This is a genomic window from Pelomonas sp. SE-A7, from assembly GCF_030345705.1.
Lineage (GTDB): Bacteria > Pseudomonadota > Gammaproteobacteria > Burkholderiales > Burkholderiaceae_C > JAUASW01.
Map to the genome: position 1 here is coordinate 39,203 of NZ_JAUASW010000001.1, position 26,574 is coordinate 65,776.

Annotated in this window: 20 protein-coding genes and 1 tRNA gene; 11 read left to right on the top strand and 10 right to left on the bottom strand. The window is 68.1% G+C overall.

Features of this window, described 5'->3' with window-relative positions:
- Positions 1 to 130: 130 nt before the first annotated feature.
- Together QT382_RS00125 and QT382_RS00130 are read right to left on the bottom strand one after the other, a co-directional pair.
- Positions 131 to 1,189, bottom strand: a complete 1,059-nt coding sequence (locus QT382_RS00125) for a beta-keto acid cleavage family enzyme (protein WP_289252021.1) — start codon at positions 1,187 to 1,189, stop codon at positions 131 to 133.
- Positions 1,190 to 1,281: 92 nt separating this feature from the next.
- Positions 1,282 to 3,939 carry a helix-turn-helix transcriptional regulator gene (locus tag QT382_RS00130; protein ID WP_289252022.1) on the bottom strand — a complete coding sequence of 886 codons (2,658 nt, stop codon included), beginning with the start codon at positions 3,937 to 3,939 and terminating at the stop codon, positions 1,282 to 1,284.
- 328 nt (positions 3,940 to 4,267) lie between these two features.
- Here QT382_RS00130 and asnB point away from each other — a divergent pair, with 328 nt between their 5' ends.
- A complete protein-coding gene (gene asnB / locus QT382_RS00135; RefSeq protein ID WP_289252023.1) occupies positions 4,268 to 6,124 on the top strand; it encodes an asparagine synthase (glutamine-hydrolyzing) in 1,857 nt (618 codons plus the stop codon).
- 40 nt (positions 6,125 to 6,164) lie between these two features.
- Here the strand turns inward: asnB and QT382_RS00140 are convergent.
- A tRNA-Gly gene (locus QT382_RS00140) sits at positions 6,165 to 6,238 on the bottom strand.
- Positions 6,239 to 6,261: 23 nt separating this feature from the next.
- The gene (locus QT382_RS00145; protein ID WP_289252024.1) at positions 6,262 to 7,089 is read right to left on the bottom strand and encodes a dioxygenase family protein; all 828 of its coding nucleotides are present in this window, start codon (positions 7,087 to 7,089) and stop codon (positions 6,262 to 6,264) included.
- A gap of 97 nt (positions 7,090 to 7,186) precedes the next feature.
- Between QT382_RS00145 and QT382_RS00150 the strand changes: the two genes are divergently transcribed.
- Entirely contained in the window at positions 7,187 to 9,739 is a 2,553-nt protein-coding gene (locus tag QT382_RS00150) for an ABC transporter permease (protein ID WP_289252025.1), read from the top strand.
- Between the two features lie 67 nt (positions 9,740 to 9,806).
- Here QT382_RS00150 and QT382_RS00155 read toward each other — a convergent pair whose 3' ends face one another.
- The 5 genes from QT382_RS00155 to QT382_RS00175 are packed head-to-tail and all read right to left on the bottom strand — an operon-like array spanning position 9,807 to position 15,240.
- Entirely contained in the window at positions 9,807 to 10,355 is a 549-nt protein-coding gene (locus tag QT382_RS00155; RefSeq protein WP_289252026.1) for a chemotaxis protein CheW, read from the bottom strand.
- A 46-nt stretch (positions 10,356 to 10,401) separates the two neighbouring features.
- Positions 10,402 to 12,216, bottom strand: coding sequence for a methyl-accepting chemotaxis protein (locus QT382_RS00160; protein ID WP_289252027.1), 1,815 nt, complete (start codon positions 12,214 to 12,216; stop codon positions 10,402 to 10,404).
- Positions 12,217 to 12,267: 51 nt separating this feature from the next.
- Complete coding sequence (locus QT382_RS00165) at positions 12,268 to 14,373, bottom strand: chemotaxis protein CheA (RefSeq protein ID WP_289252028.1); 2,106 nt, start codon at positions 14,371 to 14,373, stop codon at positions 12,268 to 12,270.
- Between the two features lie 31 nt (positions 14,374 to 14,404).
- Positions 14,405 to 14,767, bottom strand: coding sequence for a response regulator (locus tag QT382_RS00170; protein ID WP_289252029.1), 363 nt, complete (start codon positions 14,765 to 14,767; stop codon positions 14,405 to 14,407).
- A gap of 53 nt (positions 14,768 to 14,820) precedes the next feature.
- Positions 14,821 to 15,240, bottom strand: a complete 420-nt coding sequence (locus QT382_RS00175; protein ID WP_289252030.1) for a hypothetical protein — start codon at positions 15,238 to 15,240, stop codon at positions 14,821 to 14,823.
- A gap of 301 nt (positions 15,241 to 15,541) precedes the next feature.
- On the opposite strand from QT382_RS00175, the gene QT382_RS00180 reads away from it, so the two are divergent.
- The 9 genes from QT382_RS00180 (at position 15,542) to QT382_RS00220 (ending at position 25,789) form a co-directional block, all read left to right on the top strand.
- The gene (locus tag QT382_RS00180) at positions 15,542 to 16,687 is read left to right on the top strand and encodes a hybrid sensor histidine kinase/response regulator (protein ID WP_289252031.1); all 1,146 of its coding nucleotides are present in this window, start codon (positions 15,542 to 15,544) and stop codon (positions 16,685 to 16,687) included.
- The gene (locus QT382_RS00185; RefSeq protein ID WP_289252032.1) at positions 16,684 to 17,325 is read left to right on the top strand and encodes a response regulator; all 642 of its coding nucleotides are present in this window, start codon (positions 16,684 to 16,686) and stop codon (positions 17,323 to 17,325) included. Before QT382_RS00180 ends, QT382_RS00185 begins: the two co-directional genes overlap by 4 nt.
- Positions 17,326 to 17,439: 114 nt before the next feature.
- Positions 17,440 to 18,645: an efflux RND transporter periplasmic adaptor subunit gene (locus QT382_RS00190; protein WP_289252033.1), complete on the top strand. Its 1,206-nt coding sequence runs from the start codon at positions 17,440 to 17,442 to the stop codon at positions 18,643 to 18,645.
- Positions 18,642 to 19,328 carry an ABC transporter ATP-binding protein gene (locus tag QT382_RS00195; RefSeq protein ID WP_289252034.1) on the top strand — a complete coding sequence of 229 codons (687 nt, stop codon included), beginning with the start codon at positions 18,642 to 18,644 and terminating at the stop codon, positions 19,326 to 19,328. The genes QT382_RS00190 and QT382_RS00195 overlap by 4 nt, the downstream gene beginning before the upstream one ends.
- A gap of 15 nt (positions 19,329 to 19,343) precedes the next feature.
- A complete protein-coding gene (locus tag QT382_RS00200; RefSeq protein WP_289252035.1) occupies positions 19,344 to 20,513 on the top strand; it encodes an ABC transporter permease in 1,170 nt (389 codons plus the stop codon).
- 2 nt (positions 20,514 to 20,515) lie between these two features.
- Entirely contained in the window at positions 20,516 to 21,832 is a 1,317-nt protein-coding gene (locus tag QT382_RS00205) for an ABC transporter permease (RefSeq protein ID WP_289252036.1), read from the top strand.
- 147 nt (positions 21,833 to 21,979) lie between these two features.
- Positions 21,980 to 23,323 carry a sensor domain-containing diguanylate cyclase gene (locus QT382_RS00210; RefSeq protein ID WP_289252037.1) on the top strand — a complete coding sequence of 448 codons (1,344 nt, stop codon included), beginning with the start codon at positions 21,980 to 21,982 and terminating at the stop codon, positions 23,321 to 23,323.
- Positions 23,301 to 25,286 carry a TonB-dependent receptor plug domain-containing protein gene (locus QT382_RS00215; RefSeq protein WP_289252038.1) on the top strand — a complete coding sequence of 662 codons (1,986 nt, stop codon included), beginning with the start codon at positions 23,301 to 23,303 and terminating at the stop codon, positions 25,284 to 25,286. Before QT382_RS00210 ends, QT382_RS00215 begins: the two co-directional genes overlap by 23 nt.
- On the top strand, positions 25,283 to 25,789 hold the full coding sequence (locus tag QT382_RS00220) for a YfiR family protein (protein WP_289252039.1): 507 nt from the start codon (positions 25,283 to 25,285) through the stop codon (positions 25,787 to 25,789). The genes QT382_RS00215 and QT382_RS00220 overlap by 4 nt, the downstream gene beginning before the upstream one ends.
- Before the next feature lie 2 nt (positions 25,790 to 25,791).
- On the opposite strand, the gene fliR is transcribed toward QT382_RS00220, so the two are convergent.
- A complete protein-coding gene (gene fliR, locus QT382_RS00225) occupies positions 25,792 to 26,556 on the bottom strand; it encodes a flagellar biosynthetic protein FliR (protein WP_289252040.1) in 765 nt (254 codons plus the stop codon).
- Positions 26,557 to 26,574: the final 18 nt, after the last annotated feature.

The window sequence follows — 26,574 nt, forward strand, 5'->3', positions numbered from 1 at the left end:
CGAGGGCGCATTGCGAACCGGTATTGTGCTGCCGGCGGCCCGCTTCCGTGCTTGATGAAAATCAGTCGTCCACCGGTTTCGCCGGATCCAGGGGCCAACGGCCGCTGGATCGATCGATACCGGCCTGACTTCAGGCTGCCTTGTCCAGGAAGCCCTGCTGGCGCCCGGGGGCGTTGGGCGCCATGCCATGGGCGGCCAGGGTTGCTTCGACGCTGTCGTAGAACACGCCGATCTTGCAGATCTCGCGCGCCTCCCGGCCACTCGCGATCTCACGGCCGAACTCGCGGGACATGCGCACCAGTTGCTCGACCTGCTGCACCGTCGTCATCCTTGCGGTGCGGGTCTGGTTCCAGAGGTTGTCCTCGATGCCGCAGCGCACGTGCAGGCCCAGGGCGATGCCCATCATGTTGATCGGCAGCGTGTTGCGCATGCTGCTCTCGACCGTCAGCATCGTGCCGTCCGGGATGGCACGAAGGAAGTTGGCCAGGCTGTAGATGGTCGGCTGGTCCATGCCGCCACCGATGGCCACCCAGTTGCAGACCAGCGGGCCCTTGTAGACGCCGCGGCGCATCATCCGCTCCACAGTCTCGTAGCTGTTGATGTTGTAGAACTGGAATGCGCTCTGGATGCCGGCCTTTGTCAGACGGCGCACATGCTCCTCGAAGAAGCTGGGATTCGAGGGCACCACCATCTCGCTGTAGGCGCGCATGCCGTTGGGCTCGCCCAGCGAGGTGCCGGCGATGTCCGCCCGGTCCATCTGCTCGATCACGTTCATCTGCGTGGTGTTGACCGTCACGGTCACCTGGTCGGGCTTGGGCTCGAGCTCGGCCAGCATGTGGCGGGTGTCGTCCGACAGCCACTTGGCGATCTCGCCTTCGCCAACCGGGGCGAACGAGATCGAGCCGCCGACCTGGATGATCATCTCGGGCACGGCCTTGCGCACGCCGGCGATCAGCTCGTTGAACATCGAGAGGCGCTTGCTGCCGCGGCCGTCCAGCTCGCGCACATGCAGGTGCAGCACGGTGGCGCCGGCGTTCCAGCAGTCCACCGCCTTCTGGATCTGGGCCTCCATCGTGACCGGGATGTCCTCGGGGAAGTCGGAAGGAATCCATTCCGGGCCGTAGGGCGCGGCGGTGATGACCAGCTTGTCCTGGTTTTCGACGAACAGCGAACCGTCGAGGAAGTTCATGGCGGAGGCTCCTTGATGCGAGGCTTGGACTTGCCATGCAGGTTAAGGAGCAGAGGCGGCCTGCGCCCCCCCAGCGGGGAGGGGGGCGGCCGCTATTCCTGCGGCGGCAGCAGGCCGAGGATGCGGGCCCGGGCCACGACCTGCTTGCGCGTGCCGGCATCCAGCTTGGCGAACAGGTTCTTCACATGCCACTTGATCGTCTCCTCGCCGACCTGCAGGGCGAGGGCGATCTCCTTGTTGGAAAGGTTGCGGGCCAGCAGGTCCAGCACCTCGCGCTCCTTGGGCGTCAGCGCCATCGAGGGCGGCAGGCGCGATGCAACGGGCTGCGGCGCAGGCGCGGGCGCGGCCGGCTGGGCGGCCACCGCTTCGTGCGGCCTCGCCAGCTCATGCACCCAGTCGCCCAGCGCGGGATGGGCATCGGCGAACACCCGGCGCAGGCCCATGGCCTCGGCCAGGTCGCGGGTTTCGGCGATCAGGGCGCGGCCCGCGCGTTCGCCGCAACGATCCAGCGCATAGGCCTTGAGGCCCTGCGCCTCGATGCGGAAGCGGCCCAGGTGCAGGCGCTGCGCGCCTTCGACGGCCTCGCCCAGCGCGAGCACCGCGCAGCGCCAGTCGCTGGCCGCAATCGCCGCATGGCCACGGGCCAGGGCGGCCAGCATGTCCACGCCACGCCACCACAACGGCGATTCGGCCTTGGACGGCAAGGCCGGGTCGGCCAGCAGGCTGTCCAGATCGACCAGCAGGGCCCGGCAGGTTTCGGCCCGATGGCGACGGGCATGCAGGCGCACCTGCTCGGCCAGGCTGGCGATGCGCAGCCTCGGCAACGCGCGGGCCTGGCCCACCGCGTCGAGCGCGGCCAACAGGCTGAGCGCACGCGGCTCCGAGCCTTCGGCGCTGCTGATGCGGGCCAGTGTGCGAAAGCCCAGCAGCACGGCCTCGGGCAGGGCGCTGCGTTCCAGCACGTCGAGCCGGTTGGCCAGCAGGGCCTGGGCCTCGGTGCCGTGGTCCTGCTCCCACAGCGTCGCGGCCAGCAAGGCTGCCAGCATCGAGGCGAACGGGCTGCGCCGGCCGAGCTCGGCCTCGGCCCGGTGCAGGGCGGCACGCAGCTGGGTGTCGGCCGCCGCCACCTGGCCTTCCCAGAGCTGGCTCATGGCGGCGATCAGGTCGGACCAATGGGCGATGTAGCCGCTGGCGCCGGCCTGGTTCTGCAAGCGCAGTCGGGCCAACGCCGGCTCGCCGGCCAGCAGGCGACGGAAAGCGCTGCGGTTGGCATGGACCTGCAGCAACAGCGGATCCTGCAGCGGCGGCTGCTGGTCCCAGGGATCGTGCAGGGCGGCAAATCGGTCCGGCAGGTCGGCAAAGACGGCGGCGCCGCTCAGCACCAGCGCGCACTCGCAGCGCAGGGCCGCGTCCACGCCAGGCCGCGCCAGCAGGCCTTCGACCAGGCGACCTGCTTCGACGTGGCGCTCGCTGAGGGCCAGGGTCCAGGCGGCTGCGAGCTGAAGCCTGGGGCGATGCTCCACGGCTTGCGGCGGCAGGCGCTCCAGCCATTCGCGCACCGCCGATTGCCGGCCGTCGCGGGTCAGGGTTTCGTAGAGGCTGCGCTCGGCCAGGTCCAGGGCCTGCTCCCGTTCGCCGGCCTCCCAGGCCTGGCGGGCCGCGGCTTCCAGCTGGCCATGTTGGGCCAGCCAGGCGGCGGCGCGCGCATGCAGGGCGGCCTGCTCCGGCGGCGGCCTGGCCGACACCCGCTGCCGCAGCCGTTCGCGGGCCAGTGCGTGCAGGCGCAGCCATTCGCCTTGCTCGGCGCTGGCCAGCAGCGGGGTGTCGCGGCTGAGGCGGGCCAGGCGTTCGGCGGCGTCGGGCCAGCCGCTCAGCGCCTGGCACAGGGCCGGATGCAGGTGGTCGACGATGCTGCCGTCCTCCAGGAAGCGCTGATCCTCGGCATCGAGCTTGGACAGCAGCAGGTCGAGCAGCTGTTCGCGCAAGCCAGTGCCGGGCAGGCTGCTCAGCGCAGCCCGGGCATCGGCACCGTTGGCAATGGCGCTCAGCAGCAGCTGCAGGCCCAGCGGCCAGCCTTCGCAGAGTTCGTGCAGACGGGCCACCATGTCATGGTCCAGGGCCGGGCCCAGCAGCTTGCGGCTCAGCTCGAGCGCCTCGCCCAGGCCGAAGCGCAGTTCCAGGGGACCCAGACGCAGCAGATGGCCATAGCTCAGCAGGTCGTCGACATCCAGCTCGCAGTCGCTGCGCGCGGCAATGACGATGCGCAGATTCGGTGGCTGGTTGCGCAGCAGATAGGTCAACAGGGCGCGGCTGGCCGGCGGCAGGCGGTCGGCCTCGTCGACGATCAGCACCAGGTCCAGCGCGGCCTGGGCCAGCTCGGCCAGCCAGCGGGTGACGCCTTCGAGTGCGTCGGTCGGCGCGACGATCTGGTCCTGCCATTGCTGGCCAAAGCCGGGCCGGCTCGCGCCCAGTCGCACGGCCAGAGTCAGGCCCTGCAACAGCCGCTGCTCATCGTCACGCGACTGGGCCGACAGCCAGGCCACCGCGCTGCCATGGGCGATCAATTCCAGTCGCCACTGCGCCAACAGCGAGGTCTTGCCATAGCCGGCCGGGGCCTGGACCAGCAGGCCCGGCCGCTCCCGCAATCGCGGCGCGGCCATCTGAAGCGCGCTGCGCGTGAGCAGCTGGCGCGGCACGCGGGGCGGAGTGACGCGCAGCAGCAGGTCAGGGGCGGGGCTGGAGGAGCTCAAGACGGCATGGACGAGGCGGAGCTCTGCATCCTAGCGGTGGTGCTTCCAACAGCCGATGCGGGCTTGCCCGCCGGCCGGCCGGTGGCGGAGGTCAGGGTCCAGTCAGGTTCAGCCCACCTGGATAGGGTGGGGCAGCAGTTTTCCTATGTCGGAAAAGGACCTTGCCACGCTATGCTGACAGCGGCTTGAACCGGACGCTTCGGTCCAAGCCCCCAGCATGTGAATCGCCGCTGACCCGCTCGTCGGGCCGCGAAATGAATTGACAGCCAGCCGGCTCGCCCGGCCCTGTGGCTGTCGCAGCTATGACTCCCAGGAATCGGAAACGCGGATGTGCGGCGTCAGTGGAATAGTGTCATTTGCCTCCGCGGTGGACCGGCGGCTGGTCGAGCGCATGGCGCAGGCGATTTCGCATCGCGGACCGGACGCACAGGGGGTATTTGCCAGCAGCAATGCCGTGCTGGTGTCGGTCAGGCTGGCCATCCTGGACGCGAGCGAGCAGGGGGCGCAGCCCATGGCCAGCGACGACGGTCGCTACCAGCTGATCTTCAACGGCATGATCTACAACCATGTCGAGCTGCGCGAAGCGCTGAAGACCCATGGCCACCGCTTCCGCGGGCACAGCGATACCGAGGTGGTGCTGGCCGCGTACAGGCAATGGGGTACGGACTGCGTGACGCACTTCAACGGCATGTGGGGCTTCGCGCTCTGGGACACGCAGGAGCGGCGGCTGTTCTGCTCGCGCGACCGCTTCGGCATCAAGCCCTTCTACTACCGTGCTACGCCATCGCGCCTGCAGTTCGCCAGTGAGCTGAAGGCCTTCGCAGCAGACCGTGAGGCGCCGCTAGGAGCGAACCTGCGCCTGGTGCGCGACTACCTGGAGCATGAGCGGCTGGACCACACGGCCGACAGTTTTTTCGCCGGCATTTCGGCGCTGCCGCCCGCCCATTCGATGACCTTCGATGTGCGCGGGCTGCGCATCGAGCGCTACTGGACGCTGAACGCGGGTCAGGCGTCGTCGCTGGAGCCGCATGAGGAAGTCCGGGACCTCGTCTTTGATGCGGTCAGGCTGGCCCTGAGAACCGATGCCCCGTACGGCATGAGCCTGTCCGGCGGGCTCGATTCTTCGACCATCACCTGCGCGGTCGCGCAGCTGCAGCCGCATGCGCGGCCACGCACTTTCACGGCCGCCTTTGATGACCCCGGGTTCAACGAGCGACCCTATGCCGAGGCCGTGGTCGGCGCGGTCAGCGGCGCTGCCCATTGGGTCAGCTTCACGGCCGCAGACCTGGTCCGGGACCTGGACGCGATCGTCTGGACGCAGGACTCGCCGTTCAACTCCAGCAGCATCGCAGCCCAGTGGTACGTGATGAAGGCGGCACGCGCCGGCGGCATGAAGGTCATGCTCGACGGACAGGGGTCCGACGAGGTGTTTGCCGGCTATGCGCCGTTCATCGGCTATCGCTTCGTCGACCTCTTGCGGCAGGGCCGGGTCGGCGAGTTCAGGCGCCAGTTCGCGGCCTACCGTCATCGCAGCGGCATCGGGGTCAGCGCGGCGACGGCCCTGCTGATCCGCCCCTTCATTTCGGGCCGGCTGGAGCATGGCCTGCGCTCCATGCGCTCCGGCGCGCACAAGTTCGTGCATGCCAGCCTGCGCGACAACCCGCTGTCGCCGATGCGGGAGGGCGCGGAATTTCCGGACCGGCTGCGTAGCCGCCTCTGGAACATGTTCACCGGCTGGGGCATTCCCGAGCTGCTGCATTCGCTGGACCGCAATTCGATGGCGCACAGCATCGAGGCCCGCGTGCCCTTCCTGGATCACCGCCTGGTCGAGAAGGTCTTCTCCATGGATGGCGATCAGCTCATCTCGGACGGCCATACCAAGGCGGTGTTGAGGCGTGCGGTCGATGGCATCGTGCCCGACGCCGTTCTGCAGCGTCGCGACAAGCTGACCTATATGCCGCCCGAAGGACGCTTCTTCCGCGAGGAGCTCGGCGCCTATGCCGCCGACATCTTCCATTCGAGATCGTTCGTGGAACGTGGCTGGAGCAATGCGGCCGCGGTGCAGCGGCGCCTGGCCGACCACCGCAGCGGCAAGCTCGAAGCCGGCTTTGAGCTGTGGCGGGCACTGAGCCTGGAACTGTGGGCCAGGAGCTTCCTGGATCAACCCGCGCCATTGGCCGCCTAGGCGGCGAGCCCGGTCGCCAGAGCCGGACCCTGGCAGCGCATGGAGCGGGTGATGGGAATCGAACCCACGTAGTCAGCTTGGGAAGCTGAAGTTCTACCATTGAACTACACCCGCGATCGGCGCGGATTATAGGCAGCTCAGACCGCTTCCCAGGCCTCGGCATCGGGCCCGAAAGCATAGGCGTCCATGCCTAGGCAGCCATAGGCCAGGCTCTGGTGGATGCGGCGCGGTGCGTGCTCGCGCCCGCCCGCGCCGGCGGCGACGTACCAGGGCAGCAGATGCTCGTCGGTGGGATGCATGTCCAGCGCATGCGGGGCCTGTCGGCGGTAGTCGAGCAGGGCGTCCCAGTCGCGCGCCTCGCTGCGCTCGACCATCCATTGCCGGAACTCGGCCGACGGCGCGATCTCCGGCGCGTCGATGGCCGCGCCGCCCATCAGGGCACGACGTAGGTTGTGGGTGATGCTGCCGCTGCCGATGATCTGCACGCCGTCTTCGGCAAGCCTGGACAGCGCGGCGCCCAGCGCGAACTGCTGGGCCGGACTTTGCGTGCGCACGAAGGCCAGCGGCAGCACCGGGATGTCGGCCTCGGGGTAGAGGTAGCGCAGCGGCACCCAGATGCCGTGGTCCAGGCCGCCCTGGTCGACCTGGGTCACCTCGATGCCGGCCCCGCCCAGCAGGGCTTGCACTTCGCCGGCCAGGGCGGGCGCGCCCGGCGCGTCGTAGCGCAGCGTCTGCAGCTTGGGGTCGAAGCCACCGAAGTCGTAGATGGCCTGGTGACGGGCGCCGGCCAGCAGCACCGGCAGGCGGGCCGAGGTATGGGCCGAGATCAGCAGCAGGGCGCGCGGACGGCCCGAACGCCGGGCTATCTGCTCGCCCAGCTGCTGCATGAAGGAGCCGGCCTCGCGCGGCTCCAGGGCCGTCATCGGCGAGCCGTGGGACAGGAACAGGGGGGCATGGGTGTTCATGCCTGAATTGGACGCCCGCGAAGCCGGCCACGGGCACTGGAATCTTGCACGACCCATTCAATCGGCTTGCATGGCAGGGCGCCGCTACAGTCGGGCCATGCCTGAGAACGCTGCTGCTTCCGCTGTCCCTCCCTCGGCCCTGGTGCTGGCCTGGCGCCAGTTCTGGCGCGATGCCCGCGCCGGCGAGCTGCGCTTGTTGATGCTGGCCGTGATGCTGGCGGTAGCGGCTCTGTGCTCGGTCGGCTTTCTGTCGGACCGTCTCGACCAGGGCCTGAAGCGCGACGCCGGCCAGCTGCTGGGCGGCGATGCCCTGGTCTCCAGCGACCAGCCGACGCCAGTCGTGATGCGCGAGCTGGCCAGGGAACTGGGCCTGGACCAGGCCGGCAGCGCTGCCTTTCCCAGCATGGCGCGGGCGCCGGACGAGCAGGGCGGGGCCAGCCGCCTGGTGGCGGTCAAGTCGGTCGAGACTGGCTATCCCTTGCGCGGCCGCTTGCAGTTGGAGGACGGTCGCAGCGTCGGCGTGCCGCCGCGCGGCGAGGCCTGGGTCGATCCGGCGGTGCTGGATGCGCTCGGTCTGCAGGTCGGCCAGACGGTGCTGCTGGGCGACAGCCGCTTGCGCATCGCCGGCGTGATCCGCAACGAGCCGGACCGCGGGGCCGGCTTCATGAACTTCGCGCCGCGGCTGATGATCCATGCCGAGGACCTGGCGGCCACCGGCCTGATCCAGCCGGCCAGCCGCGTCGGCTACCGCCTGGCCGTGGCCGGCAGTGCGGCGCAGAGCGAGGCAATCAAGGCCTTCGTCGAGCGCGCCGCCAAGCTGGTGGAGACACAGAAGCTGCGCGGCATCCGGCTCGAATCGCTGGAGAACGGTCGGCCCGAGATGCGCCAGACGCTGGACCGCGCCGGCAAGTTCCTCAACCTGGTGGCCATGCTGGCCGCCCTGCTGGCCGCCGTGGCCGTGGCCCTGGCGGCCCGCGACTTCGCTTCGCGCCATCTCGATGACTGCGCCATGCTGCGAGTGCTGGGCCAGCCGCAGCGCCGCATCGCCTGGACCTATGCGCTGGAGTTCGGCTCGGCCGGCCTGATCGCCAGCCTGGCCGGCGTGGCCCTGGGCTTTGCACTGCACTACGGCTTCGTGGCCCTGCTGTCGGGGCTGATCGACGTCAGCCTGCCCATGCCGAGTGCTCGTCCCGGTCTGCTGGGCCTGGGGCTGGGTCTCTCGCTGCTGCTGGGCTTCGGCCTGCCCCCGGTGCTGCAGCTGGCCGCCGTGCCGCCGCTGCGGGTGATGCGGCGCGAGCTCGGCTCGCTCAAGGCTGGCTCGCTGCTGGTGCTGGGCAGCGGCGTGCTCGGTTTCGGCGCCATCCTGATGGCGATTGCGGCGGACGTGAAGCTGGGCCTGATCTCGGCCCTGGGCTTTGCCGTGGCCCTGGGCCTCTTTGCGCTGCTGGCCTGGCTGGCCGTGCTGCTGTTGCGCAAGCTGGTGCCGATCAGCGTCAACGGCAATGGCGCGCCGCGCTGGCTGCTGCTGGCCACGCGCCAGGTGGCGGCCAGGCCCGTGTTCGCCATCGTGCAGGTGTCCTCGCTGGCCGTGGGCCTGCTGGCCCTGGCCCTGCTGGTGCTGCTGCGCACCGACCTGATAGACAGCTGGCGTTCCGCCACGCCGGCCGATGCGCCGGACCGCTTCGTCATCAATGTGATGCCCGAGCAGGGCGAGAGCTTCCGCCAGCGGCTGGAAGCCGGCGGGGTGGGGCGGCTGGACTGGTATCCGATGATCCGCGGCCGCCTGGTCGAGCTCAACGGCAAGCCTATCGGCCCCAAGCAGTTCAAGGAGGACCGGGCCCAGCGCCTGGTCGAGCGCGAGTTCAACCTCAGCCACATGACGACCCTGCCGGCCCACAACCAGCTGGTGCGCGGCGAATGGAAGGCCGAGGACCAGGACGGCCTCAGCGTCGAGCAGGGCCTGGCCGAGCAGCTCGGCCTGAAGCTGGGCGACAGGCTGACCTTCGACGTGGCGGGCCAGAAGGTCGAGGGCCGGGTCACCAATCTGCGCAAGGTTGACTGGAGTTCGATGCGCGTGAATTTCTTCGTGCTGTTCCAGCGCGAGCAGATGGCCGAGCTGCCGAGCACTTTCATCGCGGCCTACAAGTCGCCGAAGGGCCGCTCGCTCGACGCGGCGCTGACGCGCGAGTTTCCGAACATCACCGTGGTCGACGTGTCGGCCCAGATCAAGCAGGTGCAGCAGGTGCTGGACCAGGTGATACAGGCGGTGCAGTTCCTGTTCGCCTTCACGCTGGCCACCGGCCTGGTGGTGCTGCTGGCGGCGGTGACCAGCACCCGCGATGCACGCACCCGCGAATACGCGCTGATGCGGGCATTGGGCGCGAGTGGTCGGCTGCTGGCCCAGGTGCAGCGGGCCGAGCTGCTGGGCCTGGGCGCGCTGGCGGGCGGCCTGGCCGGGGCCGTGGCCCTGCTGCTGGGTTGGCTGCTGGCCCGCTATGTGTTCGAGTTCAGCTGGAACGCCAGCGCCTGGGTGCCGCTGGCCAGCGCCCTGGCCGGTGCCTTGCTGGCTCAGGCCGCGGGCTGGTGGGGCCTGCGCGGCGTGCTGACGCGGCCGGTGGTGGCCACGCTGCGCGAGGCCGATACGCAGTAGGCCTGCACGACGGGCATGAAAAAAGGGCGCCGAGGGCGCCCTTTGCCATTGAGGCTTGGTGACCGCTTCAGCTGGCGGCGGCGGTCACGCTGTCCATCAGGCCCATCTCGGCGCTGCTCATCAGGCCTTCGATGTCCATCAGGATCAGCATGCGCTCGTTGATCGCGCCGATGCCGGTGATGAAGCTGGTGTCCACCGCGGCCGAGCTCAGCTCGGGGGCCGGGCGGATCGCGTCCTTGCTCAGTTCCAGCACGTCGGACACCGAGTCGACCACGGCGCCGACCACGCGGTTCTTCACGTTCAGCACGATGACCACGGTAAAGCTGTTGTACTCGGCCGTGGGGCAGCCCAGCTTCAGGCGCAGGTCGACGATGGGCACGATCACGCCGCGCAGGTTGACCACGCCCTTGATGAACTCGGGCGCGTTGGCGATGCGGGTGGGCTGCTCGTAGGAGCGGATTTCCTGCACCTTGAGGATGTCGATGCCGTACTCCTCGGAGCCCAGGCGGAAGGTCAGGTATTCGCCGTTGTGCGGAATATGGGCCTTCTGGTTGACGACCAGAGCGCCGCTGTCGCGGGGCACCACGGCGGTGGAGGTTGCTTGCGTGTTGTCCATTGTTGGCCTTCTGCAGTGGTCAATGGTCTAGGAATGTAATCGGGCTTCAGAAGGTTTCCCAGTCCCCGTCCGCCGCCGGAGCCGGCGCGCGTGCCGGAGTTGGCGCGGGCGGTGGTGCGGTGAACTTGGGAGCAGGCGAGGGGCGCACGGCCGGTGCGCCAGCCGCCTTGGCCGGGGCGGGCTTGCCGGCGACCGGCTTGACCATCTTGCTGGCGACCGGGGCTGCAGGCCGGGCTACGGCAGCCTTGTGTGCGCTGGCCGGCTGCGGGGCCGAAGCCGTGCGTGCCGGCGCAGTGCCGCTGATGCGGAAGCGGTCCACCGAATGGGCCAGACGCTCGGCCTGGTCGCGCAGGCTTTCCGCGGCGGCGGCCGATTCTTCCACCAGGGCAGCGTTCTGCTGCGTCATCTGGTCGAGCTGCACCACCGACTGGTTGACCGTGGCGATGCCGTCGCTCTGCTCGCTGGCGGCGGCCGAGATCTCGCCGATGATGTCCGTCACGCGCTGCACGCCGGCCACGATCTCGCTCATCGAGTTGCCGGCTTCCTGCACCAGGCGCGAGCCGGTCTCGACCCGCTCGACGCTGGCGCCGATCAGGGTCTTGATCTCCTTGGCGGCCTCGGCCGAGCGCTGGGCCAGCGAGCGGACCTCACCGGCCACGACCGCAAAGCCGCGGCCCTGTTCGCCCGCACGTGCCGCTTCCACGGCGGCATTCAGCGCCAGGATGTTGGTCTGGAAGGCGATGCCGTCGATCACGCCGATGATGTCGGAGATCTTCTTGGAGCTGGTGTTGATGTCTTCCATCGTGGTCACCACATGGCCCACGACTTCACCGCCACGCGCTGCTGCCTGCGAGGCCGACGAGGCCAGCTGGTTGGCGGTGCGGGCCGAATCGGCGGTCTGCTTCACCGTCCCAGTCAGCTGCTCCATCGAGGAGGCAGCCTGCTGCAGGTTGGAGGCGGTCTGCTCGGTACGGCCCGACAGGTCGGTATTGCCGGTGGCGATCTCGACCGAGGCGGTGCGGATGCTGTCGGCCGCCGTCCGCAGCTGGCCGATCAGGCTCTGCAAGGCCTGCTGCATCTTTTCCAGCGACTTCATCAGATGGGTCGCCTCGTCCTTGCCTTCGATGTTCTTGATCTGGCTGGTCAGATCGCCCTCGGCGATCGCCTCGGCCAGGGCCTCGGCCTCGGCCAGCGGATCACAGATGCTCTTCATGTTGAGCAGGGTCAACGGGGCGACCACCACGGCGCTGAGCACCAGCACGACGACGAACCAGGTCAGCACGCGGGACTGGGTACCCTCGGCCTGCGCCTGCGCGCTCAGCGATTCCTTGCTCAGGGCATCGCGAAGCTCCTCAAGCAGCTTCTCGGCCGCCTTGATCGAGTCCTTGGCGGCGCTCATCTCCTTGTTGGCGACGGCCACGTCGGTGTAGCCACCCGACTCCAGCTTGCCAAACACCGGCAGCGCCTTGTCGGCATAGCTGTCGATCAAGGGCAGCATTTGCCGCAGGACCTTGTTGTCGGCGTCTTCCTCGCCCTTGAGCATTTCCTTGGACGCAGTGGCCAGCACCTGGCGGGCTTCGTCCCAGCGCTTGCGATGGCTGCGCACCTCGTCGGCGCTGGCCATGTTGATGATCATGTCCTTCTCGTAGCGACGCAGATCACCCATGGCGGCGATCAGCCGGCTCATGTTGTTGGCCTCGGCCACCGACATCTCGGCGAACTGCTTGGTCTGCGTGCGCAGCGAGTTCATGCCCGTCAGGCCGACCGCGCCGACGACGAGGAGCAGGCCGAGGACCATGGCGATCGCCCCGATCATGCGGGTGCGGATGCTGAATTGGCGAATGAGTGCGCTCAACGACATTGTTATTCCTGCAGGTAAGACGGTCCGGCCGAGGGGCTCGGCCGGCCGGGTTCAGTGGCGCGAACGGCGGATCAGGCTGCCGATGTCGAGAATCAGCGCGACCCGGCCATCGCCCATGATGGTGGCGCCAGAGACGTCGGTCACCTTGCGGTAATTGGCCTCGAGGTTCTTGACCACCACCTGCTGCTGCCCCAGCAGCTCGTCCACCAGCAGGGCGACGCGGCCGCCTTCGGCCTCGACGACCACCATGATGGAGGACACATGCTCGAAGTCAAAGCGCGGCACGTTGAAAACTTGCTCAAGCTCAACCACCGGCATGAATTCGTCGCGCACCTCGACCACGCGGCCCGAGCCGCCGACGGTCTTGATGGTGTCGGACTGGACCTGGAAGGACTCGACCACCGAGGCCAGCGGCAGGATGTAGACCTCTTCGCCGACCCCCACGCTCATGCCGTCCATGATGGCCAGCGTCAGCGGCAGCCGCACCGAGACCTTCATGCCGTAGCCTTCGGCCGAGTCGATCTCGACCGTGCCGCCCAGCTGGGTGATGTTCCGTTTCACCACGTCCATGCCCACGCCTCGGCCGGACACGTCGGTCACCTGGTCGGCCGTGGAGAAGCCCGGCGCAAAGATCAGGTTGTAGACCTCGTTGTCGGTCAGCGAGTCGGGGGCGTCGATGCCTTTCTCGCGCGCCTTGCTGATCAGCTTCTGGCGATTGAGGCCGCGGCCGTCGTCGCGCACTTCGATGACGATGGAGCCACCCTGGTGCGAGGCGACCAGGGTGATCGTGCCTTGTTCTGGCTTGCCCTTGGCAGCGCGGTCGGCGGGCATCTCGATACCGTGGTCGCAGCTGTTGCGCACCAGGTGGGTGAGGGGATCGGTGATCTTCTCGACCAGGCCCTTGTCCAGCTCGGTGGCTTCACCCTGCGTGACCAGCTCGACCTTCTTGCCCAGCTTGGACGCCAGGTCGCGCAGCATGCGCGGGAAGCGGTTGAAAACGACCGACATGGGAATCATGCGGATCGACATCACCGACTCTTGCAGGTCGCGGGTGTTGCGCTCCAGATCGGCCAGGCCGGAGGCCAGCTGCTGGTGCACGGCCGGGTCGAGGCCGCTGCTGTTCTGGGCCAGCATGGCCTGGGTGATGACGAGCTCGCCGACCAGATTGATCAGCTGGTCGACCTTCTCGACCGACACGCGCAGCGTGGACTGGTCCATGCCGCCCGGTGCGCCCTTGGCCTCGGCCTTGGGCGCCGCCTTGGGGGCGGCAGCGACGGGTGCGGCGGCCGTCACCGGCTTGACCTCGCCGGTGCCGCCGGGCGAGCCCGGCGCGTCGTCGAAGAAGCCGTAGCCCTGGTCCTTCTCCTCGACCTTGGGCGCGCCGGGCGCACCCTCGTGGAAGCCGAAGCCATCGCCCAGCGGCAGGATCTTTACCTGCTCGCGCGAGACGTGGAAGCTGAACAGGTCGAGCAGGTCGTTGTCGCTCGAGCTGGTCAGCACCTTGAAGCGGCGCATGCCGTCGGCCGACATGCCGCCGTCCAGCGGTTCGATGGTGCCGAGGTCGGTGATTTCCTTGAACAGGTCGACCAGGTTGTCGGCCTGCGCCGGGTTGTCCATCGGGCCGACCTGCAGCTCGATCAGGCGGGCGCTGGTCTTGGGCGCATTGGCCGGCGCGGCGGCCGGCACCGGAGCCGGTGCAGCCTTGGGTGCGGCCGGAGCGGCGGGCGCCGGCGAGCCACCTTCGACGAAGGTGCGGATGTTGTTGATCAGGTCGGCGGTGTCGACCACGTCGCTGCTGGACCCCGCATGGCGGGCCAGCTGGGCGCGCAGCGCGTCACCGGACTGCAGCAGCACGTCCACCATCGGTGCCGTGGCCTGCAGTTCGTGGCGGCGCAGCTTGTCGAGCAGCGTCTCCATGATGTGGGTCAGCTCGGCCACGTCGCTGAAGCCGAAGGTCGCTGCGCCGCCCTTGATCGAGTGGGCGCAGCGGAAGATGGCGTTCAACTCCTCGTCGTCCGCCGTCTCGATATTCAGGTTGAGGAGCATCTGCTCCATGTTGTCCAGGTTCTCGCCCGCCTCCTCGAAGAAGACTTGGTAGAACTGGCTGAGGTCAATGCCGGCACTCAGGCTGGCGCCTTCGGAGGTCATCTCTCCCATTCTTGGCTCCTGCTAGCTTGCGTCCCGGGTCTCAGCGAATCACCTTGCCGATCACCTCGATCAGCTTGGCCGGATCGAAGGGCTTGACCAGCCAGCCGGTGGCACCGGCTGCGCGGCCCGCCTGCTTCATCTGGTCGCTGGACTCCGTGGTCAGGATCAGGATGGGCGTGGTCTTGAACTTGGGGCTCTCGCGCAGCTTCTTGGTCAGGCTGATGCCATCCATGCGAGGCATGTTCTGGTCGGTGAGCACCAGGTCGAAATCACGCTGGTTGGACTTTTCCCAGGCATCCTGGCCGTCCACGGCCTCGACCACGTTGAAACCGGCGTTCTTCAGCGTGAAGGTGACCATCTGGCGCATCGAGGCCGAATCGTCCACGGCGAGGATTGAGTGCATCGCTATTTCTCCGGGGTAACTCTTGTTGGGTTGATTTGCTGTGGATTCTGTCGTCAAAACAGTTCGATCGAGCCGGCGTCCATCTCGTCCTGCGTGACAGGGTTGGGTCGCAGTGGCGCTATTTCCACCACGGCCAGACCGTCTTCGTCGTCGCCAAAGGTGTCGCGGGCCAGCTGGTCGGAACAGTTGCGCAGCCGCTGGCTGGTGTGGGCGATCAGCTGGGTGGCCATGTCCTGGAACTGCAGGGCGGTGATCGCCCCCGCCACGTCGGCCATGATCTGCTGCAGGCCGTCGCTCTTGAGGCCGGCTTCGGCCGCCTCGCGCAGCAGCTGATTGAGCTGGCTCGATGCGCTGTAGAAATGTCCTGACAGGGCCTCGCCGGCATCGTCGAGCAGGCGCTGCAAGCGCTCCAGGTCGTTGGTCACCGTCATCAGGTGGTCCTGCAGCTCGGCGGCTGCGAGCAGGGGCTGCATGCCGACTTCATCGTCAGGGGCTGGCGCTGCGTCGTTCATCTAATGTGCGTCTCCAACGGTGATATCCGGACGCTAGGGCAGCGACCCGGCCGTATCCTTTTGTAAACGGATCTTCGGCAATTCCGTCCCCGGTGTCGACAGGGGCAATCGCGAACTTCCTGAGGCGTGGCAACTGTTCGACGTTTTGCCCGGATTTCTGCCTAGGGTAATCCCTTTTCGCGACGGCAGGCGTGGTTTTGCAGTCGCAGCGGCCTGGCCGCCGCCCCGAGGCGTCAGTGCGCTGGCGGCATACTCGCGCCCTATGGCGGCCCCCCTGGCAGACCGGCGTCTGCGCGTCCTGAATGTCGAAGATTCCGAGCTCGATCACCTGCTGATCCAGGCCCAGCTGCGCCGTGCCGGGCTGGCCGTCGACATTCCTCGTGTCGACACCCTGGCAGAAGTGCGGCAGGCGCTGACGGAAGCCTGGGACGCCATCATCTGCGACTACAACCTGCCGGGTTTCTCGGGCCTGGTGGTGCTGGACATGGTCAAGGATGCACGCCTGAGCGTGCCCTTCATCCTGGTCTCGGGCGAGATCGGCGAGGACACGGCGGTGGCCGCGATGCGCATAGGCGCCTCGGACTATGTGCTCAAGAACAACCTGACGCGGCTGGCGCCGGCGCTGCTGCATGCGATCGAGGCCAACGAGACCGAGCAGGCCCGCGCCGAGGCCGACCGCGAACTGCTGCGCTCCAAGCAGCGCCTGCACGAGCTGGCCGGCCACCTGCAGACCTCGATAGAGATGGAGCGGGCGGCGATTGCCCGCGAGATCCATGACGACGTCGGCGGTTCCTTGACTGCCATCAAGTTCGACCTGGCCTGGATGGCCCGCCATGCGCAGGACGAGGGCGTGCGCCAGCGGGTGCAGTCGGCGCTGGAGACGGTGAGCTCGGCCATCGAGGCCAGCCAGCGCATCATGCACAACCTGCGGCCGGCCATCCTGGAGCAGGGCCTGGTGGCTGCGGTGCAGTGGATGGGCGCGCGCTTCGAGAAGCGCACCGGCATCAGCACGCTGATCAACACCACCTCCGAGCAGATCAACCTGCCGGCCGGCGTGCCCCTGGTGGCCTACCGCACGGCCCAGGAGGCGCTGACCAATGTCTCCAAGCATGCCAATGCGAGCCGGGTGGACATAGAGCTGAGCGTGGCCTCGGGCGTCTTGACGCTGGAGGTCAGCGACAATGGCACGGGCCTGAGCCCGGGTGACCTGGCCAAGGCGCGCTCCTTCGGCATCCGCGGCCTGCATGAGCGGGCGGCCACCGTGGGCGGCTGGGTCGACCTGTCCAGCAGCGCGCGTGGCACCAGCCTGATCCTGTCGGTGCCGCTGGAAGCGTCGCGGGCCGAGCAGTTGGGGCAAGAAGAGGCTTCGGCCATAAAACATGATCCGTCTTCCTGGGGCAGTGCATGATCAAAGTGATTCTTTGCGATGACCACGCGTTGATACGCCGCGGCATCCGCGACACCTTGTCCGATGCCGCCGATATCGAGGTGATCGGCGAGGCCGGCGACTACGGCGAGCTGCGCAGCCTGATGCGCCAGCCCGAGATCGCCTGCGATGTGCTGGTGCTGGACATCAACATGCCAGGCCGCAGCGGCCTGGACGTGCTGCATGTGCTCAAGGACGAGGGCTCGCCGGTCAAGGTGCTGATCGTCTCCATGTATCCCGAGGACCAGTACGCGATCCGTTCGCTGCGCGCCGGCGCCTTCGGCTATGTGAACAAGGGCGGCGACCCGCAGTTGCTGGTGCAGGCGGTGCGCACCGTGGCCCAGGGTCGCAAGTACGTGACGCCCGAGATCGCCCAGATGCTGGTCGAGAGCCTCACGGCGCCGGTGATGGAGCAGGCGCACCAGAAGCTGTCCGACCGCGAGTTGCAGACGCTGGTGATGATCGCCTCGGGCAAGCGACTCTCCGACATCGCCGAGGAGCTGATGCTCAGCCCCAAGACGGTCAGCGTCTACCGGGCCCGCGTGCTGGAGAAGCTGGGCCTGGCCAACAACTCCGAGCTGACGGTCTACGCGATCCGCAACGGCCTGGTCGAGTCCTAGCAAGGCCCCGGGGCACTCCCGGCAGCACTCCTGACAAAAGCCGCGCGCCTGCTCGGCTACGATGCGCCTCGCCCAACGACGGAGGCCATCATCGATACCCAGCGTCTCAATGAATTGCGTATCAGCCGCGACCATCGCGACGAGGATGGCGGTCCGCCACGCTGGCTGATCGGTGTGGTCGTCGGTCTCGTCGTGCTGGCTGCGGCCGGCGGAGCGGCCTGGTACTTCATGAAGGCCAAGCCTTTGCCGGTGCAGACGGCCACTGCCGTGCCACGTAGCAGCAACACGGCCGGCAATGCCGTGCTGCAGGCCACGGGCTATATCGTGGCCCAGCGCCAGGCCACGGTGTCTACCCAGATCACCGGCACATTGACCCAGGTGCTGATCGCCGAGGGCGACCGCGTCAGCAAGGGTCAGGTCTTGGCTCGGCTCGAAGACAGCGGCCTGCGGGCCGCGCTCAACGTGGCCCAGGCCAATGCCCGCAGCGCGCAGGCCACGGTGGCCCAGGTGCGCGCTCAGCTCGCGCAGGCCGAGGCCGACCTGCGCCGCGCCAACGAGCTGGCCGCCAGCGGCATGAGTTCCAGGCAGAGCCAGGAGCAGGCGCGCACCGGCGTGGCCACGCTGCAGGCCCAGCTTGAGGCCGCCCAGCGCGCGGTCGAGGCGGCAGCGGCGCAGGTGGCGCAAACCCAGGTCACGTTCGACTACACCGTGGTGCGCGCGCCTTTCTCCGGTGTGGTCACCGTCAAGGCCGCCCAGGTCGGCGAGATCGTCTCGCCGCTGTCGGCCGGTGGCGGCTTCACCCGCACCGGCGTGGGCACCATCGTCGACATGGACTCGCTGGAAGTCAGCGTGGACGTCAACGAGGCCTACATCAGCCAGGTCAAGGCCGGCATGGCCTGCGAGGCGGTGCTCGATGCCTATCCGGACTGGCGGATTCCCGCCCATGTGATTGCCGTGATCCCCACCGCCGACCGCGGCAAGGCCACGGTCAAGGTGCGCGTGGCGCTGGAGCAGAAGGACGGGCGCGTCGTGCCCGACATGGGCGTGCGCGTCAGCTTCCTGGCCGAGAAGGCCGCCCCCACGGCGGCGCCGCTGCCCGGCGTGCTGATTCCGCGCGAGGCCTTGTCGAATGGCGGCAAGTTGTTCGTCGTAGGAAGTGAGGGCAAGGTCGAGCAGCGTTTGGTCAAGACCGGCCCCGAGGTGAACAAGCAGGCCTGGGTGACCGAGGGCCTGAAGGCGGGCGACAAGGTGGTCGTCTCGCCGCCCGTGGAATTGAAAGACGGCGCCGCCGTGGTCGAAACAGCAAAGGAAGCGAAATGAGCAAGCTGATCGAGATCCGTGATCTGTCCAAGGTCTACACCCGAGGCAAGCAGACCGTCGAGGTGCTGCACCACATCGACCTCGACGTCGCCGGCGGCGACTTCCTGGCGCTGATGGGCCCGTCCGGCTCCGGCAAGACCACGCTGCTGAACCTGATGGGCGGACTGGACGCGCCCAGCGGCGGCAGCATCACCGTGGACGGCCAGCGCATCGACCAGCTCTCCGGCGCCCAGCTGGCGCGCTGGCGCGCTTCCAAGGTCGGCTTCGTGTTCCAGTTCTACAACCTGATGCCCATGCTGTCGGCGCAGCGCAATGTCGAGCTGCCGCTCTTGCTGACCAAGCTCTCGGCGGCGGAGCGCAAGAAGCGCGCTGCGATTGCGCTGGAGCTGGTGGGCCTGGCGGACCGCGCCACGCACAAGCCCACGGAACTTTCGGGTGGCCAGCAGCAGCGCGTCTCCATCGCCCGTGCCATCGTCTCGGATCCGACCCTGCTGGTCTGCGATGAGCCGACCGGCGACCTGGACCGCCAATCGGCCGAAGACGTCCTGAGCCTCCTGCAGGCGCTCAACCGCGAGCATGGCAAGACCATCGTGATGGTGACTCACGACCCCAAGGCCGCAGGTCGCGCGAGCCACACCCTGCACCTGGACAAGGGCACGCTGGTCGAGCAGGCCACAGCCTGATCAAGAGGTGGCACGATGAAATACCTCCATCTCATCTGGGCCGCGCTGTTCCGGCGCAAGGGCCGCACCTTCCTCACCCTGATCTCCATCATCACGGCCTTCCTGCTGTTTGGCTTGCTGGACGCGGTGCGCACCTCATTTGACGAAGCGGGGCAGAGCGCCAACGGCGCCTCGCGCCTGCAGACCGGCTCCAAGCTCAGCTTCATCCAGCTCCTGCCGATGGCGCTGACGCAGAAGATTGGCGCGGTGGATGGCGTCAAGGATGTGACCTACGCCAACTGGTTCGGGGGTGCCTACCAGGACCCGCACAACCAGGTCTTCAGCTTCGCCGTCGCGCCCAATTACCTGGACCTCTATCCGGAGATCAAGGTGAGCGCCGAGCATCGCAAGGCCTTTGCCGAGACCCGCAACGGGGCGCTGGTCGGCGCTGGCCTGGCCAGGCGCTTCGGCTGGAAGGTGGGCGACAAGATTCCCTTGATGTCCACCATCTTTCCGGACCGCAACGGCAGCAAGAACTGGCAGTTCCAGGTCGCCGGCATCATCGAGGTCGGCAACATGAAGACCGACGGCTGGTACGACCAGATGTTCCTGCTGAACTGGAAGTACTTCGACGACACCACGCCCTACAACCAGGGTCAGGTCGGCTGGTACGTCAGCAGCGTCAAGGATGTGAACCAGGCGGACCGGGTGCTCAAGGCCATCGATGGCATCTCGGCCAATTCCGACCATGAAACCCGCACGATGACCGAGCAGGCCGCCACGGCCTCCTGGATGAAGCAATTCGCCGACATCGGCCTGATCACCTCGGCCATCATGGGCGCCGTGTTCTTCACGCTCTTGCTGCTCTCGGGCAACACCATGATGCAGGCGGTGCGGGAGCGCACCGGCGAGATCGCCGTGCTCAAGACCCTGGGCTTCTCCGAGACCAGCGTGCTGGTGATGGTGCTGGCCGAAGCGGTGCTGCTGCTCCTGATCGGCGGCGTGATCGGCATGGGCCTGTCCAGCATCCTCGGTCCCATCATCAGCGCCGGCAGTGGCGGCATGCTCAACCTCGTGGCCGCAGGCGCCAAGAGCTGGGCTCTGGGCCTGGCCCTGATGCTGCTGTTCGGCCTCATCGTCGGCCTGCTGCCGGCGCTCAATGCGATGCGGCTCAACATCACCGACGCACTGGCGGGGAGGGCTTGATCATGATGAATTTCCTGAAGAAGCTGGGCCTCGTGGTGCTGGTGGTCGTGGTGCTGGTCGCCTGGGTTCAGCTGCCCTGGATGGGCGCGCTGGGCCTGGCCGTGCTGATGGCGCTGTGGATGGGGCTGACCCGTACCGGAGCGCAAGCCCGCTCGGTGGCGGCGGTGGGCATCGCGACGCTCACGCAGCGCCTCGGCGCCTCGGCCGTCATCGTCGTCGGCATTGCCGGCGTGGTCGGCGTGCTGGTGGCGCTGCTGGCCATGGCCGAGGGCTACGCCAACACGCTGCGCAAGTCGGGCAGCACCGACACGGCCATCGTGCTGCGCGGCGCTTCGGCGGCTGAAGTGGCCTCGACGCTGGGCCGCGACGAAGTGGTGCAGATCTCGCAGACGGCGGGCATTGCCCGCAACGCAAAGGGCGAGCCCTTGGTTTCGGCCGAGACGGTGGTGGCAGCCAACCTGCCCATCCTCGCCGCGCCTGACGAAGACGGCAGCGCCCAGTTCCGCGGCGTGGGCGACGGCGCCTTCGACGTGCGGCCCAACGTCAAGATCGTCGAAGGCCGGCGCTTCCAGCCGGGCCTGCGCGAGCTGATCGTCGGCAAGGGCACGGTCAAGCAGTTCGCCGGCATGCAGGTGGGCAAGACCATGCGCCTCGGCAGCGAGACCTGGACCATCGTCGGCGTGTTCGCCTCGGGCGATGCGATGGAGTCCGAGATCTGGGCCGATGCCAATGTGGTGAACGACAGCTACAAGCGAGGCAGTGGCCGCAACTCGGTCACCGTCAAGCTGGAGGGGGCCGAGAGTTTCAAGCCCTTCAAGGCTGCGCTGGAGGCCAACCCGCAGCTCAAGACCGAGTCCTCGACCACGCTGGAGTTCTTCGAGAAGCAGTCCGAGCAGATGACGCAGATGCTGCGCATCATCGGCATCGTGGTCGGCGGCATCATGGCCGTGGGCGCGGTGTTCGGTGCGCTGAACACCATGTTCGCGGCGGTGGCCACGCGGGCCCGTGAGATCGCGACCCTGCGCGCCATTGGCTTCCGCGGCCTGCCGGTCGTGGTGGCGGTGATGCTGGAGACGATGTTGCTCGCGGCCATAGGCGGCTTGATCGGCGGCCTGGTCGCCTACCTGATCTTCAACGGCTTCGCGGCTTCGACCATGGCCATGAACTCGGTGGGCAAGCTCAGTTTCGAGCTCAAGGTGTCGGGCCAGCTGCTCTGGGAAGGGCTGAAGTGGGCCCTGGCCATAGGCTTCATCGGCGGCCTGTTCCCGGCGGTGCGCGCGGCCTCGCAGCCGGTGACGGCGGCCTTGCGCGAACTCTGATGACTCTCGGGCCGGGCACTATCGTGTCCGGCCTGATGCGTGGAGCCGTCCGAGGGTTTTCCAGGCGCCGCGGGAAACCGCCGATTCATGTGCTGGTCGCGCCGACCGATTTCGCTTCAAATAGGGCGCAACGGTCAGCCACAGGCCATGAGCAATCTCGCCACCGAGCATGGATTCGCGGATGAACAAGCGGCGCCTGTCGAGGACAGGCCGGCCGCTCCCCGTTCCCTCGTCAGCCGGCTGACCCGGCTCAATCTGGCCGTCCTGAGCCTCACTCTGCTGCTGACGCTGGCGCTGATCGCCACGCTGGCCTGGCTGCGGGTGCGCGATCGACAGGTGCAGGCCGCGGAACTCAGCGCGGTGCTGCTGGCCAACAGCCTGGCGCCGGCCCTGGCCTTCAGCGACCGTGACGCCGTGCGCAACGAGCTGGCTGCCTTCTCGCGCCGGGCCGACCTGCTCGAGGTGCTGGTGCTGGACTCCAGCCAGGGCCTGGTCGGGCAGTGGAAGGCGCCGGGCCTGGCCGTGCCGCCGCGGGTGGCGGCGCCGAGCGAGCTGCAACAGGCTCGCACCGAACTCGTGGAAGACGAGCTTCAGGTCTGGGTGCCGGTGCAGTTCAAGGGCGAGACGCTCGGCTCTCTGCGGCTGCGCGAAAGCCTCAAGAGCCTGCAGCGCGACGTCCTGCGCATGCTGTTGATGGCCGCGGTGCTGACCTTGGTCGCCATAGCGCTGGCGGCGCGGGCGCTGCAGACGGTGCAACGCCGTGCGCTGGCCCCGCTGGTCGAACTCTCGGACCTGGCCGAGCAGGTCGCCCAGACCCATGACTACAGCCGCCGTGGCCGGCTCTACCGGCCCGACGAGGTCGGCCGCCTGACCGAGCGCTTCAACGAGATGCTCAAGCGCATCGAGGTCTGGCAGGCCGACCTGAACCAGCAGCTCAAGACCGAGCAGGCCGTGGGCCTGCAGTACCAGCAGCTGGCTCACTACGACAGTCTCACCCAGCTGCCCAACCGGCATTTCTTCCAGCAGGAGATCCAGCGCATGGTGTCGCAGACGGTGCGCGACCAGTGCCTGTCGGCGCTGATGTTCATCGACCTGGACAACTTCAAGATGGTCAACGACCGCCACGGCCACGAGGCCGGCGACGAGGTGCTGCGCGAGGTGGCGCGGCGCATGTCGGCCGTGCTGAGGCTGTCGGACCGGCTGTGCCGACTGGGGGGCGACGAGTTCGCGCTGCTGCTGCCCACGCTGCCCGACGAGGCCGGCGCCGAGCATCTGGCCGGCCGTCTGGTGGCCGCCGTGCGCGAGCCCATGCTGGTCCATGGGGAGCTGATGCCGGTGGGCGCCACCGTGGGCCTGGCCTTCTGCCCGCTGGATGCACGCGATGCGGCCGGCCTGCTCAACCGGGCCGACGGCGCCATGTACGCGGCCAAGCGGGCCGGCAAGAACACCTTCAGACGGGCACTGCGGCATGAGGACCCGCCGAACGCCTGAGGCCGCGCCTCTGCTGGCCTTGTGCCTGCTGCTGGGCGGCATGGCGCAGGCGCAGACAGCCGCTCCCGCCGCCGAGCAGGACCAGAGCCTGGAGGAACTGCTCAAGCGCAGCCTGCCGGGCGCGGCGCGGCGGGCCGAGGTCTCCACCGCCTCGCGCTTTGCCCAGAGTGCCGACCGGGCGCCGGCGCTGACCTATGTGGTCACCGCCGACGACATCCGCAATCACGGCTACCGCAACCTGGGTGATGTGCTGAACAGCCTGCCCGGCCTGTACCTGACCTACAACGGCACCTTCACCTTCATAGGCGCGCGCGGCCTGGGCCGGCCCGGTGATTTCAATGCCCGGCTGCTGGTCCTGATCGACGGCATGCGCATCAACGAGAACATCTACGACGCCGCCCAGGTCGGCCCGGAGTTCCAGCTCGACGCCTCGCTGATCGAACGGGTGGAGTTCACGCCCGGGCCGGGCTCGGCGGTCTATGGCAACAACGCCTTCTTTGGCGTGGTGCAGGTGTTCACCAAGCGGCTGGACAAGCTCGGCGGCACCCAGCTGGGCCTGAGCCTCGGCAACGACCATTCCCTGCAGGGGCGCGGCTCCTACGGCCGTCGACTGGAGGACGGCGGCGACTGGTGGCTGGCGGCCAGCAGCTCTATCCAGCGCCAGCTGCCGTTGATGCTGGAGACGCGCCGCCTGGACCGCGGCGCGCTGCGCCACCGCCAGTGGGATCGGACCGGCAAGCTGGCCTTCGGCTGGTCCAGTGGCGCCTTCGACCTGCATGCCGGCGTCGCCGAGCGTCGCCTGGGTCTGGCGGACGTGTTGCTGGACAGTGAACCGCCGGTCTATGTACAGGGGCGCGACCTGGTGCGGTCGAGCTACCTGTCGCTGAAGTACGAGGGCAGTCTGGGTCCCGAATGGGATTGGGAATTGCGCGCCTCAAGCCAGCGCTCGCTCTACCACCGCGACACGCCGTTCGCGAGCCCCGACGGCGGCATGGGCACGTTTCGCGGCCGGGCGCTGGGCCGCTGGAACGGCGCCGAACTCAAGCTGGCCACCCAGCGCTGGGCCGGCCAGCGCTGGCTGTTCGGCCTGGAGGCCCAGCATGACCTGGTGCAGAGGCTCAGCTACGGCGTGCTGGGCCAGCCGTTTATTCAGGAGTCCTGGGGGCAGGACCGCCGGATCGGAGCCTACCTGCAGGACGAGCTGAGCCTGGCCGAGAACCAGGAGCTGGTGATCGGTTGGCGCTATGACGACAGCCGCTATGCGGCCGGCGCCGGCAATCCCCGCCTGGCCTGGGTCTGGCGCCCGAACGAGAACGCCAGCCTCAAGCTGCTGCACGGCAATGCCTATCGGGCGGCCAACCTGTTCGAGTTCGACATCAACATGTCGGTGGAACGGGACAAGCCCAGCCCCGAGCGCATCCGCAGCACCGAGTTGGCCTGGGAGCAGGCGCTGGACGGGGGGGGGCTGCAATACAGCCTCGCGGTCCACCATTCGCGGCTGCGTGACCTGATCACGCTCAATGCCGACGAATTTACGTATGACAACCGCAGCCAGGTCCGCAATCGCGGCCTGGACATCGGGATCGACCAGCGCTGGAGTGGGGGCACCCAGGTGTCGGCGCTGCTCTCGGTGCAGCGCAGCCGCGACCAGGACGGACAAGCGCTCAGCAACTCGCCGGTGAGCCTGCTCAAGACCCGCTGGGTGCAGCCGCTGGCCGGCCCCTGGCAGCTCGCCTGGCAGCTGTTGGCCATGAGCGAGCGTCAGGCCGGCGCCATCAAGCTGGCCGGCCATGCGGTCCAGCACCTGAACCTGCTGTGGCGCCCCGACGCACAGACCGAATGGTCGCTGGGTGTCTACAACCTGCTGGACAAGCGCTATTACGACCGCACCGATCCCGATGGGCCGCCATTGCTGCAGGAGCGCCGCAGCCTGCGTCTGAGCCTGGTGAGGCGCCTGCCATGAGCCGCAGCCTGTGCATCGGCCTGTTGCTGTGCCTGCTCGCCGGGGCCGGCCGGGCCGACGACATCGAGGCGCAGCTCAAGGCCGCGTTTGTCTACCGTTTCGTCCAGTACACCCAATGGCCGCCGCCGCCGCTGCGCGAGTTCGGCTATTGCGTGGCCGGCCGGGGCCCGCTGCCCGAGGCGATCAAGGCGCTGGCCAGCAAGCCGCTGGAGGTGGCCAGCATCCACTTCCATCGCATCAGCGCGCCCGAGCAGGCCGGCCAGTGCCAGACCCTGGTGCTGGCGATGAACGAGCGGACAGAGCTGCAGCGCTGGATGCAGGTGCTGGCCGATGCGCCCATCCTGGTCATAGGCGACAGCCCCGAGGCCTTCCGCGCCGGCTGCTCCATCGTGCTGGCGGTGGAGCCCAACGGCCTGAGCTTCCGCGTCAACCTGGCCGAGGCCCGACGGCGCGGGCTGACGCTCAGCTCGCAGCTGCTGAAGCTGGCGCGCGAGGTTCGCTAGGCCTAGCTGAACGCGGCGAGCATGCGCTCGAGCGCCACCATGAACGGCTGGTGCATCAGCGGCAGCGTGGCCACCATGCCGATCAGGCCGATGCTGACGGTGAGTGGAAAGCCGACCGAGAACACGTTCAGCTGCGGCGCCACGCGCGAGATCACGCCCAGCACCAGGTTCACGAACATCAGCATGGTCACGAGGGGCAGGGCGATCCACAGGCCCATGCGGAAGATCTCCGCGCCCCAGGCCTGGGGCTGGGCCACCCGCAGGAAATGGAAGGGCTCGTCGCCGATGGGAAAGGTCTGGAAGCTCTGCACCAGGGCGCTGATCAGGAGCAGGTGGCCGTTGATCGCCACGAACAGGAAGGCCACCATCGAGCCGAAGAAGCGGGCGGTGGCCGTGCCCTGGCCGCCGGTGGCGGGGTCGAAGAAGCCGGCGAAGTTCAGGCCCATCTGCAGGCCGATGATTTCGCCGGCGAACTCGAGCGATGCGAACACCAGGCGCACGGCGAAGCCCATCGAAAGGCCGATCAGCAGCTGCTGTACGAGCAAGAGCATCAGCAGCGGAGGAGAGTCCAGCGGCACGGGCGGGATCTCGGGCAGCGAAGGCTGGGCCGCCACCGAGATGAAGATCGCCAGCCCCACGCGCACCCGCATGGGCACGTTGCGCTGGCTGAAGATGGGCATGCCCGAGAACAGGGCCAGCAGCCGGACCGTGGGCCACAGCAAGGGGCTGAGCCAGGCCAGCAGCTGGGCCTCGGTGACGCTGAACATGGAGGGTAGGTTCTTCGT

Excerpts from the sequence above, each read along its gene's own strand:
- QT382_RS00125 (WP_289252021.1), bottom strand. The coding sequence starts at position 1,189 with ATGAACTTCCTCGACGGTTCGCTGTTCGTCGAAAACCAGGACAAGCTG.
- asnB (WP_289252023.1), top strand. The coding sequence starts at position 4,268 with ATGTGCGGCGTCAGTGGAATAGTGTCATTTGCCTCCGCGGTGGACCGG.
- QT382_RS00145 (WP_289252024.1), bottom strand. The coding sequence starts at position 7,089 with ATGAACACCCATGCCCCCCTGTTCCTGTCCCACGGCTCGCCGATGACG.
- QT382_RS00150 (WP_289252025.1), top strand. The coding sequence starts at position 7,187 with ATGCCTGAGAACGCTGCTGCTTCCGCTGTCCCTCCCTCGGCCCTGGTG.
- QT382_RS00155 (WP_289252026.1), bottom strand. The coding sequence starts at position 10,355 with ATGGACAACACGCAAGCAACCTCCACCGCCGTGGTGCCCCGCGACAGC.
- QT382_RS00160 (WP_289252027.1), bottom strand. The coding sequence starts at position 12,216 with ATGTCGTTGAGCGCACTCATTCGCCAATTCAGCATCCGCACCCGCATG.
- QT382_RS00165 (WP_289252028.1), bottom strand. The coding sequence starts at position 14,373 with ATGGGAGAGATGACCTCCGAAGGCGCCAGCCTGAGTGCCGGCATTGAC.
- QT382_RS00170 (WP_289252029.1), bottom strand. The coding sequence starts at position 14,767 with ATGCACTCAATCCTCGCCGTGGACGATTCGGCCTCGATGCGCCAGATG.
- QT382_RS00175 (WP_289252030.1), bottom strand. The coding sequence starts at position 15,240 with ATGCAGCCCCTGCTCGCAGCCGCCGAGCTGCAGGACCACCTGATGACG.
- QT382_RS00180 (WP_289252031.1), top strand. The coding sequence starts at position 15,542 with ATGGCGGCCCCCCTGGCAGACCGGCGTCTGCGCGTCCTGAATGTCGAA.
- QT382_RS00185 (WP_289252032.1), top strand. The coding sequence starts at position 16,684 with ATGATCAAAGTGATTCTTTGCGATGACCACGCGTTGATACGCCGCGGC.
- QT382_RS00195 (WP_289252034.1), top strand. The coding sequence starts at position 18,642 with ATGAGCAAGCTGATCGAGATCCGTGATCTGTCCAAGGTCTACACCCGA.
- QT382_RS00200 (WP_289252035.1), top strand. The coding sequence starts at position 19,344 with ATGAAATACCTCCATCTCATCTGGGCCGCGCTGTTCCGGCGCAAGGGC.
- QT382_RS00205 (WP_289252036.1), top strand. The coding sequence starts at position 20,516 with ATGATGAATTTCCTGAAGAAGCTGGGCCTCGTGGTGCTGGTGGTCGTG.
- QT382_RS00210 (WP_289252037.1), top strand. The coding sequence starts at position 21,980 with ATGAGCAATCTCGCCACCGAGCATGGATTCGCGGATGAACAAGCGGCG.
- QT382_RS00215 (WP_289252038.1), top strand. The coding sequence starts at position 23,301 with ATGAGGACCCGCCGAACGCCTGAGGCCGCGCCTCTGCTGGCCTTGTGC.
- QT382_RS00220 (WP_289252039.1), top strand. The coding sequence starts at position 25,283 with ATGAGCCGCAGCCTGTGCATCGGCCTGTTGCTGTGCCTGCTCGCCGGG.
- fliR (WP_289252040.1), bottom strand. The coding sequence starts at position 26,556 with ATGTTCAGCGTCACCGAGGCCCAGCTGCTGGCCTGGCTCAGCCCCTTG.